12 protein-coding genes are annotated in these 18,735 nt (G+C 34.5%); 9 read left to right on the top strand and 3 right to left on the bottom strand.

Features of this window, described 5'->3' with window-relative positions; all coding sequences use genetic code 11:
• Positions 1-66: 66 nt before the first annotated feature.
• Positions 67-642, top strand: coding sequence for a DUF2087 domain-containing protein (locus AC5LWL_RS15805; protein ID WP_493435206.1), 576 nt, complete (start codon positions 67-69; stop codon positions 640-642).
• 254 nt (positions 643-896) lie between these two features.
• Here AC5LWL_RS15805 and AC5LWL_RS15800 read toward each other — a convergent pair whose 3' ends face one another.
• Positions 897-1,682 carry a carbon-nitrogen family hydrolase gene (locus AC5LWL_RS15800; protein ID WP_493435205.1) on the bottom strand — a complete coding sequence of 262 codons (786 nt, stop codon included), beginning with the start codon at positions 1,680-1,682 and terminating at the stop codon, positions 897-899.
• Positions 1,683-2,421: 739 nt separating this feature from the next.
• On the opposite strand from AC5LWL_RS15800, the gene AC5LWL_RS15795 reads away from it, so the two are divergent.
• Positions 2,422-3,615, top strand: coding sequence for a pyridoxal phosphate-dependent aminotransferase (locus tag AC5LWL_RS15795; RefSeq protein WP_493435204.1), 1,194 nt, complete (start codon positions 2,422-2,424; stop codon positions 3,613-3,615).
• A 401-nt stretch (positions 3,616-4,016) separates the two neighbouring features.
• The gene (locus AC5LWL_RS15790; protein ID WP_493435203.1) at positions 4,017-4,259 is read left to right on the top strand and encodes an aspartyl-phosphate phosphatase Spo0E family protein; all 243 of its coding nucleotides are present in this window, start codon (positions 4,017-4,019) and stop codon (positions 4,257-4,259) included.
• A gap of 350 nt (positions 4,260-4,609) precedes the next feature.
• On the opposite strand, the gene AC5LWL_RS15785 is transcribed toward AC5LWL_RS15790, so the two are convergent.
• Positions 4,610-6,091, bottom strand: a complete 1,482-nt coding sequence (locus AC5LWL_RS15785) for an ATP-binding protein (RefSeq protein ID WP_493435202.1) — start codon at positions 6,089-6,091, stop codon at positions 4,610-4,612.
• A gap of 168 nt (positions 6,092-6,259) precedes the next feature.
• Here AC5LWL_RS15785 and AC5LWL_RS15780 point away from each other — a divergent pair, with 168 nt between their 5' ends.
• Together AC5LWL_RS15780 and AC5LWL_RS15775 are read left to right on the top strand one after the other, a co-directional pair.
• Positions 6,260-6,700 (top strand): MarR family winged helix-turn-helix transcriptional regulator, encoded by a 441-nt coding sequence (locus AC5LWL_RS15780; RefSeq protein ID WP_493436623.1) that lies wholly within the window; start codon positions 6,260-6,262, stop codon positions 6,698-6,700.
• Between the two features lie 451 nt (positions 6,701-7,151).
• Positions 7,152-8,846, top strand: coding sequence for a M3 family oligoendopeptidase (locus tag AC5LWL_RS15775; protein WP_493435201.1), 1,695 nt, complete (start codon positions 7,152-7,154; stop codon positions 8,844-8,846).
• Positions 8,847-9,212: 366 nt separating this feature from the next.
• Here the strand turns inward: AC5LWL_RS15775 and AC5LWL_RS15770 are convergent, their stop codons facing one another.
• On the bottom strand, positions 9,213-10,418 hold the full coding sequence (locus tag AC5LWL_RS15770; protein WP_493435200.1) for a nitrate/nitrite transporter: 1,206 nt from the start codon (positions 10,416-10,418) through the stop codon (positions 9,213-9,215).
• Between the two features lie 358 nt (positions 10,419-10,776).
• On the opposite strand from AC5LWL_RS15770, the gene nirB (AC5LWL_RS15765) reads away from it, so the two are divergent.
• The 4 genes from nirB (AC5LWL_RS15765) to nirD all read left to right on the top strand — a co-directional run bounded on the left by nirB (AC5LWL_RS15765) (position 10,777) and on the right by nirD (position 18,650).
• Positions 10,777-13,140 carry a nitrite reductase large subunit NirB gene (gene nirB, locus AC5LWL_RS15765; protein WP_493435199.1) on the top strand — a complete coding sequence of 788 codons (2,364 nt, stop codon included), beginning with the start codon at positions 10,777-10,779 and terminating at the stop codon, positions 13,138-13,140.
• A 212-nt stretch (positions 13,141-13,352) separates the two neighbouring features.
• Entirely contained in the window at positions 13,353-15,485 is a 2,133-nt protein-coding gene (nasC, locus tag AC5LWL_RS15760) for an assimilatory nitrate reductase catalytic subunit NasC (RefSeq protein ID WP_493435198.1), read from the top strand.
• 390 nt (positions 15,486-15,875) lie between these two features.
• Entirely contained in the window at positions 15,876-18,290 is a 2,415-nt protein-coding gene (nirB, locus tag AC5LWL_RS15755) for a nitrite reductase large subunit NirB (protein ID WP_493435197.1), read from the top strand.
• Between the two features lie 33 nt (positions 18,291-18,323).
• On the top strand, positions 18,324-18,650 hold the full coding sequence (nirD, locus tag AC5LWL_RS15750) for a nitrite reductase small subunit NirD (protein WP_493435196.1): 327 nt from the start codon (positions 18,324-18,326) through the stop codon (positions 18,648-18,650).
• Positions 18,651-18,735 lie beyond the last annotated feature (85 nt).

The following is an 18,735-nucleotide window of genomic DNA, read 5'->3' as shown; positions in this document are numbered from 1 at the left end:
CTTGACAGCGAATCACTTATTTTATTATCATCTAATTAGATATATGTCTAATTGAAGGAGGGAATTATGCAGCTTGATCGATTAGTTGCTTTTCATAAAACGATAGGAGATCCAACAAGAATAAAAATTATTACCTTATTGGCTTCTAAACCATGGAATGGACAGGCACTTGCTGGAAAACTAGGTTTAACAGCACCAACCATTACTCATCATTTAAAAAAACTTAGAGAAATTAATGTTGTTTATGAAAGAAGAGATAAGAACACGATTTATTTTTATTTAAATAAATCAGTTATTAAGCAACAGGCAGAGGCTATGACTAAATTATTTCAAAATGAAAGGAGAGATGAACCAATGGAAATTTCAAACGAAGAAAGAGCAAAAGTCATTCAAAACTTTTTTACTGCAGATGGGAAGCTTAAAAACATTCCAGCGCAGAGGAAAAAGAAATTGATGGTATTCAGGCATATAATCAGTGGTTTATCTACTGGGAAAAAATACGAAGAAAAAGAAATAAATGAGTACATTAAACAATTTTTTGATGATTACGCGACAATTAGAAGAGAGTTTATTATTAATCACTTTATGTACCGGGAAAATAACATTTACGAGTTGAATCCAGAAGAAATGTGGGCAACATAATTTGACGGTGCAAACAAATTATGTTTTGCGAAAATTTCAAGACGGTCGAGATATAGTATAAAATTTTAGGGTGTTTTTTCTTTGGATGGAGCATCTGCCAAGGAGGCCGATTAGAAATCCAACGGTTATGTTTGTCGACAGCCTGAAGCCTCTTTTTCAAAAGTGTGGTTTCAGGCTGATAAAAAACAAGTAAATGATACTTATTTACAGTCTGTTCATTTTTTTAAAAGCATGATTATCTCATTCTAAAAAAATCAGCTGTAAAAAGACGGTTTTCGATCTGCAAATATAGGAATCATTTTACGCACTTCTTTAACTTTTTCCATATCAATAGTTCCATGAACAATTTCACTTTTTTCACTTGCTTCTGCCAATACTTCTCCCCATGGATCTATAATCATACTGTGGCCAGCAAATACATTATTCGGGTCAGTTCCACTTCTATTACACGCAATAACATAGCATTGATTTTCAATTGCTCTTGCAATTAATAAGGATCGCCAATGTGCTAACCGAGGCAAAGGCCATTCGGCAACAACAAATAGTGCTTCGGCACCTTTGGTTGTATGTGTACGAATCCATTCAGGAAAACGGATATCATAACAGATGAGTCCAGCAAATGTTTGATGGTCTAATTTAAACAATCCATCTTCTGTGCCACTTTGTAAATACTTATGTTCATCCATCAATTGAAATAAATGTAATTTGTCATATGTATGAACTAATTCCCCATGTTTATTTATAATTATTAGGGTATTATAAATTCCATTCTCTTTTTGGTTGGCTATAGATCCACCGACTAGATGGACATGATAATCCATCGCCATTTTCTGTAAAAAGGAAATTGTTTTTTGGGCGCTTTTATCTGAAATTTCATTAAGACGTGTTAAATCATAGCCTGTTGTCCACAATTCTGGAAGAACGATAATATCCGTTTTCTGCTGACAGGCTTCTTTGATTTTTTGTTCTGCTATCTCGAAATTTGTTTGTGGATCACCAAACGAGATGTCCATTTGAATAATGCTGATTGCTAAAGTCAATACATCCACCCTCTATTCATTATGTAATTAAATAAAAAATAATAGTCAATTCACTTGTAAGTGAAGGATAAAATAATAGAGAGAATTAATTAATTTATTTATTCTCTCTCAGGGTTGCTTAAAAAACGTTGTTTTTTTTGTGTTATACCCCGTTGTTGCGGTGCTTATTACCTAAAAACGAGTAGAAAAGAAATGACTAAGTTCGCGATGAAGGAAAATCGACTAAATTCACGATGAAGGAAAATCGACTAAATTCGCCACGTCCTGTGGCAACGTCGATTGACTCACGTCCTTCGAGTCTCAAACAGGCTATAATTTTACATTTAACTTTTTTCGACACGCTGAGAGTATTTACATGTTCATGCATTCGTTATATCATAAAATGCAAGATAATTAAATATTTTTTGAAAAAAACAACTTTATTAAGAAAAAAAGCTGAGAAACGAAAGACACTCTTTATGAAAAAGCTTATTGTTTTTGAAAATAAATAATAAACTTCTTTTATAAGTATGGGTTAGCCATCCATGCTAATAAAAATTCGTACAAGGGCACATGAAAAGAAGCGTATCCCCATGGAAAGAGAAGTGTATACGGACTGCGAACCATTTTGAGAACGCCACTTTTCTGGTAGCTTAAATAAAAGTAGACTCTCAGCATAGCGCTCCATGACTACAAGTGAAATATTTAACTACCAAGAAATTAGACAAAACGAACTTAATGAAAAAAAGAAGGTGGAACGATGAAAGAATATACTCAATCAAATCTATTAAAAAATTTACCTGAACAATTTTTTGCTTCCCTAGTGTCGAAGGTTTCTAAATATGTAGAGCAAGGCTTTGATGTCATAAATTTAGGACAAGGAAATCCTGATCAGCCTACACCTAATCACATTGTAGAGAGTCTTCAGCAAGCAGCAGTCAACCCAGTGAATCATAAATATTCACCTTTTCGAGGATATACAAAATTAAAGATAGCAGTTTCAGACTTTTATAAAAGAGAATATGGGGTAGAATTAGACCCAAATTCAGAAGTTGCCATTCTTTTTGGTGGAAAAGCTGGATTGGTAGAAATTCCGCAGTGCCTGTTGAATCCCGGTGATACAGTGTTAGTGCCAGACCCAGGATACCCAGACTATATTTCAGGTGTAGCACTTGCAAATGCCAAAATGGAAATGATGCCATTAAAAGAGGAAAATTCCTTTTTACCGAATTATCAAGAAATACATAATGATGTATTAAATAAAGCAAAATTAATGTTTTTAAATTATCCTAATAACCCAACTGGAGCGGTTGCTACACAAGAATTTTTTGATGAAACGGTTCAATTAAGCAAGGAGCATGATATTTGCATCGTTCATGATTTTGCATATGGAGCAATTGGATTTGATGGGAAAAAACCAATCAGTTTTTTACAGGCTGAAGGAGCTAAAGACATTGGGATTGAAATATATACCTTATCAAAAACCTTTAATATGGCTGGATGGCGTGTTGGTTTTGCTGTGGGAAATAGAAGTGTTATCTCAGCGATTAATTTATATCAGGATCATCTTTATGTGAGTTTATTTGGTGCTATTCAAGATGCAGCTGTAACTGCCTTAACAAGCTCACTGGAATGTGTAGAACAGCTAAATAATCGTTATGAAAGCAGAAGGGATGTTTTTGTAAAGGGATTAAAAGAAATTGGTTGGGATGTGAATGCACCTGCAGGTTCTTTTTTTGCTTGGTTAAAAGTTCCAGCAGGATTTAATTCTGAGCAATTTACTGATTATTTATTGGATAAAGCTCATATTGCTGTGGCACCAGGAGTTGGATTTGGCGAATTTGGAGAAGGCTATGTCAGAGCAGGATTATTAACTTCTGAAGAGAGATTATTAGAAGCTGTTAATCGTTTAAAAAGTCTTCCAATTTTTAGTAATGTTTATACAAAAGGATAATAAAGCATTTGTTTAAAGAATTCTATTAAGATGGTTTACACTCTTAGTTAAAAGAAGCCATTACATTTAGGGATGGCTTCTTTTTGTCGAGATAAAATGGGAGTAAAAGGACGGAGACATCTAGTATAGAAAAGTAGATAGTTTGCGAGGGGGAATGTAAACCTTTTCAAAAAAAGCTGTTTTTGATTTGTTTTATAAAGAAACTTGTCGAAAAAGTAGAATTTTGATGGAATTTATAGGTCTATATACCTATCTTTAGAAAAAATATGTCTAATATTGCGATTCTATTTACTTTTAGATAATTTCTTGTGATAATTCATCAAGTAAACTAATTTTAGGTAAACTAATTAGTATTTTTAAATTGATTAGGAGGAAAAGTGGTGCGAGGTAAGGAGAAGCAAATGATGAAAGCAATTCAAAAGAAAAGGGAGGTAATGATAAATTCTGCAAAAGAAACAGGTTATACAAGTATCGAAACCATTAAACATAGTCAAGAGCTTGATGAGTTGATATTTCAATATCAGTTAGCGTATCGGCAAAGCAAACGAAAAAGAATGGTTGTAAAAAAGCATCATAAAAAGCCAATAATCATTTGGACAAGGTATCTTGTTTATAAACATGATAGATATTCTGAAATATTATAAGTGATATACAGTTTATTAATCGAAGATAGGATTTAACCAGTGTAATCATATAATGAGAGACGTTTTGTTTAAATCCTTTATATTTTTTCAGTACAAATGATGGCTCTTTAAAATCTATAAGGAGAGAACGTATAAATAACTTCATAATATTATATGAAGAGGAAGGGCAAGCTACTAACCATGTATTCCAAATTTATGCCCTTTTACATAATTTCGTTAAGTGATTATAAAAGAAGTAATAGATTTTCCTTTTACATATACTTCAAGATAAATTCCTCTTTTTTCAACATTTGACTAATACCAAAATGACGATTTAGCTTAAAAAAGAATAAAGTGTTCGTTAAAGATATTTATTCAGCTAAGGGCAAGATAATATCGACTTTTGTGCCTTGATTTTTTTTACTTGTAATAAGTATATTTCCATTAAATGATTCAATAATCCTTTTACATACGATTAGACCAAGTCCGGTTCCAGATGCCTTTGATGTATAAAATGGCTGAAACACTTTTTTTAATTGAGCTTTAGTAATGCCAACACCATTATCTTGGATTGTTATGTTTATGGTTTTCTCAAAAATAAAAATTTGCAAATGCAAGTTTCCGCCAACTTCCATTGCTTCAAAAGCATTTTTTGTAATGTTTAATATAACTTGTTTCATCTGATCGGCCATACATAAAACAGGGAGATTTTGATCAGGAATAGAAAAACTACAATTTATATTATGAAAATTACCTTCCGAAACAATTAAAGGCTGTAATTCTGAGATAATTGTTTGGATATCTAATCTTTGTTTTTTTAAGGCTGTCGGTTTTCCTAGAATAAGGAATTGACTGACAATTTCATTAATCCTAGTAATTTCCATTTGAATGATAGAAAAATAATACTGGTCTTCTTCCGATGCATATTTTTCATTTAATAATTGAATTAATCCCTTAATTCCTGTTAAAGGATTTCTTATTTCGTGTGCTGAGCTTGCAGCTAAGTCTCCTACTAGTTCAAGTTTTTGTTGTTCATTTTGTTTTTTCTCTAATTTTGTTTTTTTGCGAAGCATATAAAATTGAAGCAATAAATAGACTAAATGGCTGCAAATTAGAAAAAATAGAATAATAGGAGCACTTTTTTTTATGATGGCTGCTTTATTAATATCTTTGATTTCAACTTGTATTCTCCAAGGAAGATGATCGATTGGCATGGAAATGGTGTTTTTGTTTGTAGCAATATAGGAATTTATATTAATAATACTGTCATTGTTTGCATTTAAAATAGCGATATTTTCATTTGGTGTTAAAATGTTCATTATATTCAATAAGTAGTCTATACGAATATAGATTACTAATATAGCATCCAACTCGTTATTTTTTTTTATAATTGGTTTTGCCAACCCAATGACTTTCTGTCCGTTGCTTAAAAGTTGTTGTTCGTTTGAGATTACAGTATCTTTTGTTTCGATAACTTCTTTTATATATTCTGTTTCAGCGATAGAAATAACATCCTCTTCCGAACCAGCAATTTGATTGCCAGATGAATCTAATAAATATAAGCCTCCATATGTTTGTTCTTGCTTACAAATATTTTGAAGCAAAGTCTTTATTGTTTTCACGGAATTTTTATTTGTTTCTATCGATATACTTAATATATTTAGTGATGTAACAGTTTTATTTATAAAATTATCCCATTGCTTTTGATGAATCGTTCCAATCCACTTTGCATTATTTTTTTGCTCGTTGATTTCTTCTTTCGTCATTTTTTCGATATAAAAAAAAGTTGCAATTAAAGCAGGGATTATTGCTATTAGAAAATACTGTAATATTTTTTGTTTCTTTATTTTCATAGGTATATTTTCTCCATAAAAATCTTTCGCTTAATATTTTTTATTATAGCATGTATAAAGGAAATCACAATTAGGGCTGGACTAGTGCTTTATTGACAATAAAGGAAGAGAAATGTATAATTGATTCGAATTCGAGATATATTTTATTACATAAAAGGAATGAATAAGATGGGCAAAGAAGATATAAATCAATCATTAAAACTATTTATTGTTTTATCAAGAGCTTATCGTGCAATGAATGAAAATGTGAATAGATTAATTCAAACATATGGGTTAAATCCAACAGAATTTGCAGTAATGGAATTGCTATATCATAAAGGCGATCAACCATTACAGCAAATTGGTGGAAAGATATTATTGGCAAGTGGAAGTATTACGTATGTTGTAGACAAATTGGAAGAAAAAGGGTTCTTGAAAAGAGTTGCGTGTCCAAATGATAGAAGGGTGACATTTGCGCAAATAACAGATGCTGGAAAAGAAATGATTGAATCTATTTTTCCAAGTCATGAGGAAAAAATACATGAACTGATGTCTGAGTTGTCAAATGAAGAAAAAGCAACTGTAATTGAGCTTGTGAAGAAGTTAGGACTTTCTATTGCAAATAAATAAAAAAGCTAGAAACGGCAGGGGCATCGCTGGATAAATTTCATTTTTTGCATGAATTATTTTGCTATATTTTTTAAAAAAAGGAACTGGTGAATAACCAGTTTTTTTGTTTTGGGCTATCCTGAAAAAGGCTTGCTCTCTCAAATAGTCCGCAGCCGGAATACACTTTGCTTTCCATGGGGCGGGCGCCGATCTTTCTCGGAGTAAACTCCTGCGGGGGGCTTGTCTGTCCTGCAAAAGTTATTGTTGTAAAATAATAACTAAGCAGGAAATAGTGGTTGGAATGTGTAATTAGTATATATGGAAAGCATTAATAGTTATAGAAAGGACAAATATTAGAAGTTTTTAATGCTGAAATACGTCTAAAATTCTCTTGTTAGAATTTTGTGCTATTGACGTTAATTTGATGAGGAGTTAATTTTTTTATTTAAAACAGGATAGATGGAGGAAAAAAATGAAATTTTCAGAATTTGATTATAAAAGGCCAAATATAGATGAAATTACAACAAAATTTGAGAAATTACTCGTCTTGTTTCAGCAAGCTTCACATGCAGAGGAACAAATTGAGGTGATAGAACAAATTAATAGTATCCGCAACGATGTATCAACGATGTGTAACATTTGTTATATTCGACATTCGGTCGATACTAATGATGAGTTTTATCAGCAGGAACAGGATTATTTAGATGAATTTTCTCCGCAAATAGAAGGTCTAATTACAAAGTATTATAAAGCGCTTGTTCAGTCGTCTTATAGACCGATGTTAGAACAAAAGTGGGGGAAGCAGTTATTTGCGTTAGCAGAAGCACAACTGAAGGTCTTTTCGGAAGATGTTGTACCGCTTCTTCAGCAAGAGAATAAATTATCAACAGAATATACAAAACTTCTGGCTTCCGCAAAAATTTTATTTGATGGTGAGGAAAGAACATTAGCTCAAATGGAACCATATACGCAATCAAAAGATCGTCATATGAGAAAAGAAGCAAATACTGCTAGATTTGCCTTTTTTGCAGAAAATGAAGAAACGTTAGATCGAATCTATGATGATATGGTAAAAATACGTACGCAAATTGCAACGAAATTAGGGTACAAAAACTTTGTCGAATTAGCTTATTATCGTATGTACCGTACAGATTATAATGCAGAGATGGTGGCAAAATTCAGAGGGCAAGTTCATCAATTTATTGTACCGCTTGCTTCATCATTAAAAGAGAGACAACAAAAAAGAATTGGCGTAAAAGAATTAAAGTATTATGATGAGTCTTTAAACTTTTTATCAGGAAATGCCGTACCAAAAGGTGATCCTGAATGGATTATTGACAATGGACAAAAAATGTATAACGAATTATCGAAGGAAACCGGTACTTTCTTTTCTTATTTAAAGGAAAATGAATTGATGGATTTAGTTGCTAAAAAAGGAAAAGCCGGTGGTGGCTATTGTACATTTATTGAAAACTATAAAGCACCATTTATCTTTTCCAACTTTAATGGAACATCTGGCGATATTGATGTTTTGACGCATGAAGCAGGCCATGCATTTCAAGTATACAGCAGTGGAACATTTGATATTCCAGAATATTATTGGCCAACTTATGAAGCAGCAGAAATTCATTCCATGAGCATGGAATTTTTTACATGGCCTTGGATGGAATTATTCTTTAAAGAAGAGACAGATAAATATAAATTTGCTCATTTAAGTTCTGCCCTGTTATTTTTACCGTATGGTGTGTCAGTAGATGAATTCCAGCATTGGGTATATGAGAATCCAACTGCATCACCAGTAGAAAGAAAACAAGCTTGGAAAAAGATTGAAAAAAAATATATGCCTCATAAAGACTATGATGATAATGAATTTTTAGAAAATGGAGGATTTTGGCAAAGACAGCTTCATATTTATACTTCCCCATTCTATTATATTGATTATACACTTGCTCAAATTTGTGCCTTCCAATTTTGGAAACGATCAAGAGAAAATAAAAAAGATGCATGGAATGATTATGTAAAACTTTGTGAATTAGGAGGCAGCCTGCCATTTACAGAGCTTGTTAAAGAAGCGAATTTATTATCTCCGTTTGAAGAAGGATCCATTGAATCTGTTATTGCGGAAATAGATAAGTGGCTGAGTTCTATAGACGATACGAAACTGTGATAATAATGCCATCCTTATAACGCTGTCTGCTTTAACTAAAAAATAGAAAAAATAAAGAACTGACGTGTTGAGTCAGTTCTTTATTTAAAAGATAAGAAAGAAAGCATAAGTTTTCTGAAGTCAGAGAAGTGTCTAGCGCAAGCGCCCTATCGACTTCAACGCTTCCTTCACCTCGCTTGCGTAGTCAACATCGAATCACTACGTTCTTCGTGTTTCCTTTATCTCACTTAAGGTACACAAATTAATAATGCCACGTCCTTATGTCTTCATTTGTGTGATCTACATCCTGTGGAACTCACCTTATTCTGTCGGATGAGCAAGGGCTCTTGTGCTTTTCTTATGGATTAAGGAATGTTGTAGTTTACATTATATTTTTACTGCATCACCTTTCGTATCCCAATGTTTCTTCCACGATAAATTTGCAATCATTAAAATACCGAAAGCTGCTAAACCAATGAAGGAAAAAGTAAGGAATCCTGTGGAATATGTACCTGTAAGCTGTTTTAATGTACCTAAAATATTTGGAAGGAAGAAGCCTCCGATTCCACCAGCTGCACCAACAATTCCAGTTACCATTCCAATTTCCTTTTGAAAGCGCTGAGGAACTAATTGGAATACTGCACCATTTCCCATTCCTAAACACATCATACCAACAAAAAGTAAAGCAATAACAAGCCCAAGAGCAGGAAGAAGGCTAACGCCAATCATGCATATTGCTGCAATAATAAACAAAGTGGAAAGTAATTTGACTCCTCCAATTCGGTCGGCAATAAAGCCTCCAACTGGTCGGAAAAAGCTTCCAGCTGCAACACATAATGTAACAAAATCACCAGCTTGTACGGAAGTCAACTGATATTCATCAACAAAGAAAATACTTAAAAAGCTTGCTAATCCAACAAAGCCGCCAAATGTTACCCCATACAGAAGACAAAAGAACCATGTGTCTTTAAATTTAAACACATTGAAATAATTAGCGATAGGCTGAGACTTTGGCTGAGAAGGTGCGTTTTTCGCTAATAAAGTAAACAATATAAAAACAAGGACTAAAGGTATAAGAGCAAATCCCATTACACTATGCCAGCCAAAATGCACTGCTAAACGAGGTCCAAATAATGTTGCGATTAACGTTCCACTATTACCGGCACCAGCAATTCCCATTGCCAACCCTTGTAAATGAGGCGGGTACCAACGGCTCGTCATTGGCAAAGCAACAGAGAAGCTAGCTCCAGCTACTCCTAATAAAATGCCGATTGCATATAGTTCAGGAAGAGAATTACCTGCTAAAAACCCCCACGTCAACGGGATCATCGTAACTAACATGCCAATAGTCGCAGTCTTTTTTGGTCCAATTCTATCCGTTAAAATACCTAAAACGATTCGGAAAAAAGAGCCTGCTAATGTAGGAATAGCAACAATAAATCCTTTTTGTGTTGGTGTTAAACCAAAATCTTGAGAAATAAATACACCCAATGCACCAAGCATAACCCAAATCATAAAACTAATGTCAAAATACAAAAATGACGAGAGCAGCGTTTTCGGATGTCCAGTTTTTCTTAATTCAGCTAATTTCATTTTCAATTCCTCCTTGGTAGTTAATAATGCAAGCAATATGGACAGTTATGTCATTCGATATTACTTTACAGTGGTAAACTAATAAATAATTTACATGTTTTGATTATAGTAGAGGGATGATTATAGGAAAAGGCTTGTGTAAGAATATCTGACGTAGTATTTTTTTTGCATTTGCATAGTGAAAAAAATATTAAAAAAATAAATGCTGTTGCAATAACATGTTAAGCGGTTTCAAGGAAAGTATATTGTCAGATTATATGACATGTTTATTTTCCGAAAATTTAAATTATGAAATAATAGAAATCATGTATTCTATTTATTACATTTAATTATTGAAAAAAGCTGGGGGTTATAAGTAATGGTGAAACAGAAACTTGTAGTAATAGGGAATGGGATGGCAGGAGTAAGATGTGTGGAGGAAATCATAAAAAATGACCCTGAAAACACATTTCAAATCACTATTATTGGAAGCGAGCCTCATGCAAATTATAATCGGATTTTATTATCTTCTGTTTTACAGGGGGATATTTCCATCCAAGATATTATATTGAATGACGATATTTGGTATAAAGAACACTTTATTACTCTTTGCAAAGGGGAAAGTGTCATCAAAGTTAATTCAACTGAACAATATGTCTTAACAGATAAACAAAACAAACTATTTTACGATAAGCTTATTTTTGCTACAGGATCTTTGCCATTTGTGCTTCCCCTTCCAGGAAGTACAAAAGAAGGAGTCATTGCATTTCGAACGATTGAGGATTGTGAAAAAATAATCGATTCTTCGAAAAAATATAAAAAGGCAATGGTCATCGGTGGTGGCTTGTTAGGACTGGAAGCAGCAAGAGGGCTCCTTAATCTTGGAATGAAGGTTGACGTCGTTCATAATGCAGAATATTTAATGCAAAGGCAATTAGACCAAACCGCATCCAAGCTTTTGCAAAAAGAGCTTGAATTACAAGGTATGAATTTTTTATTAGGAAAGCAATCAGAAGAAATCCTAGGAAGCACTCGTGTGGAGGGAATTCGCTTTAGTGATGGAACAGAAATGGAAGCGGATTTAATTGTGTTTGCGGTTGGAGTTATTCCGAATGTCCAATTAGCAAAAGAAAGTGGACTGGAAACAAATAGAGCAATTATTGTAAATGATTATATGGAAACAAGCATCCCTAATATTTATGCTGTTGGGGAATGCGTAGAACATAGAGGAATGGTATATGGTCTTGTGAAGCCCCTTTACGAGCAAGGGCAAGTTTTAGCGAAAAGAATCTGCGGACTCGATGGAGAACCTTACAGAAGCTCCATTCTCTCTACTAAATTAAAAATATCCGGCATCGATGTCTTTTCTGTCGGAAACGTATACGAAGGGGACAATACAAAATCCATCAAAGTTTTTGATGAAGTGGATGGCGTTTATAAAAAAGTTTTATTAGAAGATGATCAAGTCGTTGGAGCTATTTTATTTGGAGATACAAGATTAAGTGCAAAATTACTGGACATGGTGCTGAAGAAAAAAGATATACATCAATTAGATAGACAGGAATTGTACCAAATGAAAGGGAATGGAGTGAATTCATTTGCTGCAATGCTCCAAAGCGAAATGATTTGCAATTGCAACGGTGTGACAAAAGGAAACATTATAGAAGCAGTACAAGAAAAAGAGTTAACAACAGTGGAGGAAGTAAAGCAATGTACAAAAGCTTCCGCCTCATGCGGCGGCTGCAAATCCCTTGTTGGAGATTTATTGCACTATATTCACAGTGATAATTTTCATGAGAAGATTGAAAAAAAATCCATGTGTGACTGTACGTCTTTAACAGAAGAGGAAGTAGTGCATGAAATGCAAGTTCAAAAAATAATGTCGGTACAAGAGGTAATGACGAAGCTTCATTGGAAAAATGCTGGCGGCTGTTCAAAATGTGCACCAGCACTTCAGTATTATTTAGGAATGATTTATCCTGAATATGAAAATGTTCAAGGCATATTCTATGAAAATGAAAATATAAATGCCATTATGCAAAATGATGGCACATACACAATCATTCCTCAAATGCATGGGGGAATGACGAATGGAGAACAACTACAAAAAATAAGCGATTGTATTAAAAAATATAAAATTGATCAAGTAGCTGTCACAAGTGAACAAAGAATCCACCTAATGGGCATTGCAAAAGAACAGCTGCTGGATATATGCCTTCAATTGGATATGCCATTAACCTCTACATTTGGAAACACTGTTCATCCGATTAAAACATGTATTGGAGAGAATGTTTGTACATGTGAGAAACAAAAATCGCTGCAGTTAGCTGTTCAACTGGAAAAACAAACTGCATCTCTCCCTACTCCTTACCGTGTGAAAATAGGAGTTTCGTCCTGCATGCATAATGGAGCAGGTTCTACAACAAAGGATATCGGCATAATTGGCATTACGAGAGGATGGGAAATCTATGTCGGCGGCAGCAGTGGAAGGGATGCACGTACAGGAGAGTTATTGTGTGTTGTACAGACGGAAGAGGAGACTATAGAAATTATTGCTGGATTTATTCAGTACTATCGAGAAACAGCGAATTATTTAGAGAGAACTTGGCGGTGGATAGAAAGAGTGAACATAGTTCATATTAGAGAGGTTTTATTCGATCAAGATATTAGAAGACTTTTAATAAATCGATTAGAGAAAGAAATGCAGGTAAGAAAAAGCTATGTCGAAAAGACCTTACTTTAAAGTAAACCTTCCATCAGTGGGGGTTTTACTGCCCGTTAAGAGTGGGATAAAAGTGATCCGTATTTTTAATATGCAGCATTAGCAGCAATTGCTTATACAAGCGGAAGATAGCAAGGGTCAAGGATAGGGAAGTCCGAAGGTGAATAATCATTCAACAAGTAACATGCTAGTTTCGTAATAAAATCTTAAAACGAAAGAGAGGAAGTATGATAATGACGGAAATGTTATTAAAGTATTTTCGAACACAACAAAAGGAAGCTCAATCTGAAAAAAGATTCAATACTCAATGTCCGTTTTGCAGTATGCAATGTAAAATGCAATTATTGGAAGAATCCATCGTTTCTCGAAAAAAATATACAGTGACGGGGATAGACAACCCAACATCTGAGGGTCGTTTATGCGTAAAAGGTTTGAATGCACATCAGCATGTTTTTCAGCATGACCGAATTAAATACCCTTTATTAAAAGTGAATGGTGAGTTTGTACGCATCACATGGAGGGAAGCGTTAAATACTATCAAGCAAAATTTCACGCAAATTCAAAAAGAGGATGGGAAAGATGCGCTGGCGGTATATGGGAGCGCCTCTATTACCAATGAAGAAGCATATTTATTAGGAAAGTTTGCACGTGTTGCATTGCAAACAAAGTATATTGATTATAATGGACGTTTATGCATGTCAGCAGCTGCAACGGCGGCAGCTCAAAGCTTTGGGATGGATAGAGGATTAACGAATACATTGGCAGAAATTCCTTTTACACGGGTCATTATTTTAGCCGGAACAAATATTGCAGAATGCCAGCCAACGATTATTCCATATTTTGAAAAGGCAAAGGAAAACGGCTGTTTTATTATTGCAATTGATCCTCGCGAAACAGCAACGACAAAATTGGCTGATTTACATTTAAAGGTAAAACCAGGAGCAGATGCTGCATTAGCAAATGGACTTTTAAAAGTAATCTTGGACGAAAACTTAGTAGATGAAACGTTTATTAAAGAAAAAGCAACTGGATTTGAAGAAGTGAAACAATATATTTCTACTTTGGATATAAATGAAATTGCCGAATGGACTGGTGTACCTGTTCAAGCAATCTATAAAGCTGCAACGAAATTTGCCAAAGAAGAATCAGGAATGATTTTTACAGCTAGAGGAATAGAACAGCAGACGGATGGAGTAGCAGCAGTTCGGAACTTTTTAAATATTGTGATTGCCACTGGCAAAATTGGAAAGATGTATTCTGGATATGGTGCCATTACAGGACAAGGAAACGGACAGGGAGCAAGAGAGCACGGCCAAAAAGCGGACCAATTGCCTGGATATCGCAGTATCGAAAATGAAGAACATCGAGCTTATATTGCAGATGTATGGGGGATAAAGAAAGTAGATATTCCGAGAAAAGGTGTATCCGCATATGAAATGTTTGAAAAAGCAGATCAAGGTGAAATAACGGGAATGTTTCTTATGTGCTCGAACCCAATTGTTTCTAATCCAAATGCTAATCTTGTCAAAAGAGCATTAAAGAAGTTAAAGTTTTTCGTTGCAGTGGATATGTTTGTTTCGGAAACGGCAAAACTAGCAGATTTAATATTGCCTACATCCTCCTATCTCGAGGATGAAGGGACGATGACAAATTTAGAAGGCAGAGTCATGCTGCGGGAAGCCAGTCGTCCATGTCCAGGAGAGGTAAAGCATGACTGGCAGATTATTTGCGAAATAGCAAACGTACTTGGAAAAGGAGAGTACTTTTCTTATACAAAAGCAGAGGACATATTCAATGAGTTGAGAAAAGCTAGCAAAGGAGGAATTGCAGATTATTCAGGGATAACTTATGAGCGAATAAAAAAAGAAAAAGGAATATTATGGCCATGTTCTGATACAAATCATAGTGGAACTGCAAGGTTGTTTGAAAATGGATTTGCACATGAAGATGGGAAAGCGAAGATGGTGGCAGTGAAAAATATACCAGTTGTTCCTAAAGAAAGCATAAGCATGGAATTTCCGCTGTATATGACGACAGGAAGAGTCATGGCGCAATATTTAACAGGTGTACAAACTCGAAAAAGCGCTTCTTTATCTGCAAGAAACTTTGAATCATATATGGAGATTCATCCGGCTACAGCTGAGAAATATAATATTTCAAATAATGTATTAGTGAAAGTGGAGTCAAAACGGGGTAGTATCGTAGTAAGAAGCAAATGGTCAGATAAAATTAGACAAGATACAGTATTTGTACCTATTCATTGGGCAGGGTCTCAAAATGTAAATATATTAATCGCTGGAGATTTGGATCCTACTTGTAAGATGCCTGGATTCAAAGTAAGTGCTGTAAAAGTAAGCTCTTTATAAAGTGAGCCTTCCATCAGTGGGGATTTTACTGCCCGTTAAATGTGGGATAAAATGAAAAGTCCAAAAAAATAATTGCACACTTATGTCGTATATAAAGACATAGTGTGTTTTTTTTTGAATTTCATTTTTTTCATATATTCCAGAAAAAAATGATGTAATTTTTTTTAAAAAAAACTGAGAATATTGAAAGGGGATACAATGTGAATGTTTCAATGTTTTTTTAAATTTATATTTTTCAGAAAGAAAAAAAAATTCAAAAAAGTGTGTCAGAAAATATAACAAGTATATTAAAAACATCTTTTAATTATGATAAAGTGAATTAAACAAGTATTTGAAAAATATCTTTTAATGATAATAAGTTAAGGGAGTTTTAAATGGGGAGGCATTTTGATGAGCGCAAAGAAATTAGTTCTTGTAGGAAATGGGATGGCCGGGGTAAGAGCGGTAGAGGAAATATTAAAAATATCAAAGGAACAATTCGATATTACTATTTTTGGAAGTGAACCGCATCCGAATTATAATAGAATTTTATTATCAAAGGTATTACAAGGGGATACAGAAGTAAAAGATATCACATTAAATGATTGGGATTGGTATAAAGAAAATAATATTACGCTACATACTGGTGAAACAGTAACCAAAGTAGATGCTGATAAGAAAGTAGTCATCACCGATTCTGGCAGAGTAGAAGCTTATGATGAACTTATCTTGGCAACTGGATCAGTGCCATTTATGCTTCCGATTCCTGGTGCTGACAAGGAAGGCGTTACAGCTTTCCGTGATATAAAAGATACGGATATTATGCTGGAAGCTTCAAAAAAGTACAAAAAAGCAGCTGTTATTGGCGGGGGATTGCTCGGATTAGAAGCAGCAAGGGGATTGTTAAATTTAGGAATGGATGTAACCGTCATTCATCTTGGTCCCTTTTTAATGGAGCGCCAGCTTGATCCGACTGCTGGAAGCCTTCTGCAAAAAGAGTTGGAAAAACAAGGGATGAAGTTCTTATTAGAAACACAAACAGAACAGTTTTTAGGGAATGAGAGAGTAGAAGGATTAAAGTTTAAAGATGGGTCAATATTAGATGCAGATTTGGTTGTAATGGCAGTAGGAATTAAGCCAAATATTGAATTAGCAGTCAACAGTGGTCTCACAGTTAATCGTGGAATTGTAGTAAATGACTACTTGCAAACGGATTTACCACATATTTATTCCGTTGGAGAATGTGCTGAACATCGAGGGATACCGTATGGACTAGTTGCACCTCTTTATGAACAAGCGAAAGTATTAGCAAATCATATATCCGGACAAATTGCTAAACCTTATGAAGGATCGGTATTGTCAACGCAGTTAAAAGTATCAGGTGTAGAAGTATTCTCAGCAGGAGACTTTACAGAAGATTCGGAGAAAAAAGCCATTAAAGTATTTGATGAACAAGATGGAGTCTACAAAAAAATTGTGCTAAGAGGGAATCAAATTGTTGGAGCTGTGCTTTTTGGTGACAGCAGTGAAGGAAATCGTTTATTTTCTATGCTTCAAAAAGAAGCGGATATTTCCGATACGGAAAAAATTTCGATTTTGCAGCCAATTGGCCAAGAGTCTGGAACAAGCTTAGTTGAAAGCATGACTGCTGATGAAATTATTTGCGGCTGTAATGGTGTCTCAAAAGGAACGATTGTAGAAGCAATTCAAAAGCAAGGTTGTTCCTCTGTTGATGAAATAAAAGCGTGCACGAGTGCATCTCGTTCTTGCGGAGGCTGTAAACCATTAGTTGCAGAATTATTGCAGCATACACTAGGATCAGAATTTGATGCGGCGGCTCAAAAAGAAGCAATCTGTGGATGTACGACTTTATCTAGAGATGAAGTTGTAGAAGAAATCCGTGAGAAAGGCTTAACACATACAAGAGAAGTAATGAGTGTTCTTGGATGGACTAATTTAGAAGGATGTTCAAAATGTCGTCCTGCACTTAACTACTATTTAGCTATGGTAAATCCAATAGAATACAAGGATGAAAGAGATTCCCGCTTTGTAAATGAACGGATGCATGCAAATATACAAAAAGACGGTACATACTCTGTTGTACCAAGAATGTATGGCGGAGTTACAAATGCAAATGATTTAAGAAGAATTGCAGACGTTGCAGATAAATATGAAATTCCATTAGTTAAAGTGACTGGTGGACAGCGCATAGATTTAATTGGAGTGAAAAAAGAAGATTTGCCAAATGTATGGGAAGATTTAGATATGCCTTCAGGATTTGCATACGGAAAATCTTTACGTACGGTTAAAACATGTGTTGGTGAACAGTTCTGTCGTTTTGGTACACAAGATTCCATGGGCCTTGGCATTAGATTAGAGAAAAAATTCGAAGGGCTGCAAACACCTCATAAAGTAAAAATGGCGGTTTCTGCGTGTCCAAGAAGTTGTGCCGAATCAGGATTTAAAGATATTGGCTTTATTGGAATTGACGGCGGCTGGGAAATATACGTTGGAGGAAACGGCGGTACCCATGTTCGCGGCGGAGACTTATTGTATAAAGTAAAAACAGATGAAGAAGTAATGGAAGTGACCGGAGCTTATTTACAATATTACCGGGAAACGGCTAACTATTTAGAAAGAACTTCTGCATGGATTGATCGTGTTGGCTTGGCGCATGTTCAATCCATTCTAGATGATAAAGAAAAACGAAAAGAGTTAAATGCACGTATGGAAGATACATTGTCTGTTTATAAAGATCCTTGGAAAGAAATTGTAGAAAGCAAAAAAACAAAAAAAGAATTATTTGAAAATGTAGTAATGTCTTAATGATGATGGTGAATAAAAGGGGGACTAGTACAGATGGTGAATAAAGAAATAACGAAGGTTCTAGTTTGCGGGCTAGACGAGCTTCCAAAAAGTTTAGGGAAGACTGTTCAATTTAAAGATAAAGAAATTGCTGTTTTTAGATTGTCGGGAGAATCCGTACGAGCAGTAGAAAACCGTTGTCCACATAAAGGCGGAGTGTTGACAGAAGGCATTGTCAGTGGTGAGTTTGTATTTTGTCCAATGCATGATTGGAAAATATGTTTAGAAGATGGAAAGGTACAAGAACCGGATTCAGGATGTGTGAAAACATACAAAACAGCTGTAGAAGAAAATAATGTCTACCTTTTAATAGAAGAATAGATTATTGATCTAACAATATCAGCATATGTAAGGCATGATAGGATTTAGAAGTAAAAAATTCTTTTTCTCTTTATATCAATAAAAT

It is taken from the genome of Niallia sp. WK069_GA_01, from assembly GCF_983173855.1.
The sequence above is the reverse complement of the archived record's forward strand: the minus strand, read 5'-3'. Positions and strand labels throughout refer to the sequence as shown.

Coding starts and splice junctions, on each gene's coding strand:
- AC5LWL_RS15805 (WP_493435206.1), top strand. CDS start 67: ATGCAGCTTGATCGATTAGTTGCTTTTCATAAAACGATAGGAGATCCA.
- AC5LWL_RS15795 (WP_493435204.1), top strand. CDS start 2,422: ATGAAAGAATATACTCAATCAAATCTATTAAAAAATTTACCTGAACAA.
- AC5LWL_RS15790 (WP_493435203.1), top strand. CDS start 4,017: ATGATGAAAGCAATTCAAAAGAAAAGGGAGGTAATGATAAATTCTGCA.
- AC5LWL_RS15785 (WP_493435202.1), bottom strand. CDS start 6,091: ATGAAAATAAAGAAACAAAAAATATTACAGTATTTTCTAATAGCAATA.
- AC5LWL_RS15780 (WP_493436623.1), top strand. CDS start 6,260: ATGGGCAAAGAAGATATAAATCAATCATTAAAACTATTTATTGTTTTA.
- AC5LWL_RS15775 (WP_493435201.1), top strand. CDS start 7,152: ATGAAATTTTCAGAATTTGATTATAAAAGGCCAAATATAGATGAAATT.
- AC5LWL_RS15770 (WP_493435200.1), bottom strand. CDS start 10,418: ATGAAATTAGCTGAATTAAGAAAAACTGGACATCCGAAAACGCTGCTC.
- nirB (WP_493435199.1), top strand. CDS start 10,777: ATGGTGAAACAGAAACTTGTAGTAATAGGGAATGGGATGGCAGGAGTA.
- nasC (WP_493435198.1), top strand. CDS start 13,353: ATGACGGAAATGTTATTAAAGTATTTTCGAACACAACAAAAGGAAGCT.
- nirB (WP_493435197.1), top strand. CDS start 15,876: ATGAGCGCAAAGAAATTAGTTCTTGTAGGAAATGGGATGGCCGGGGTA.
- nirD (WP_493435196.1), top strand. CDS start 18,324: ATGGTGAATAAAGAAATAACGAAGGTTCTAGTTTGCGGGCTAGACGAG.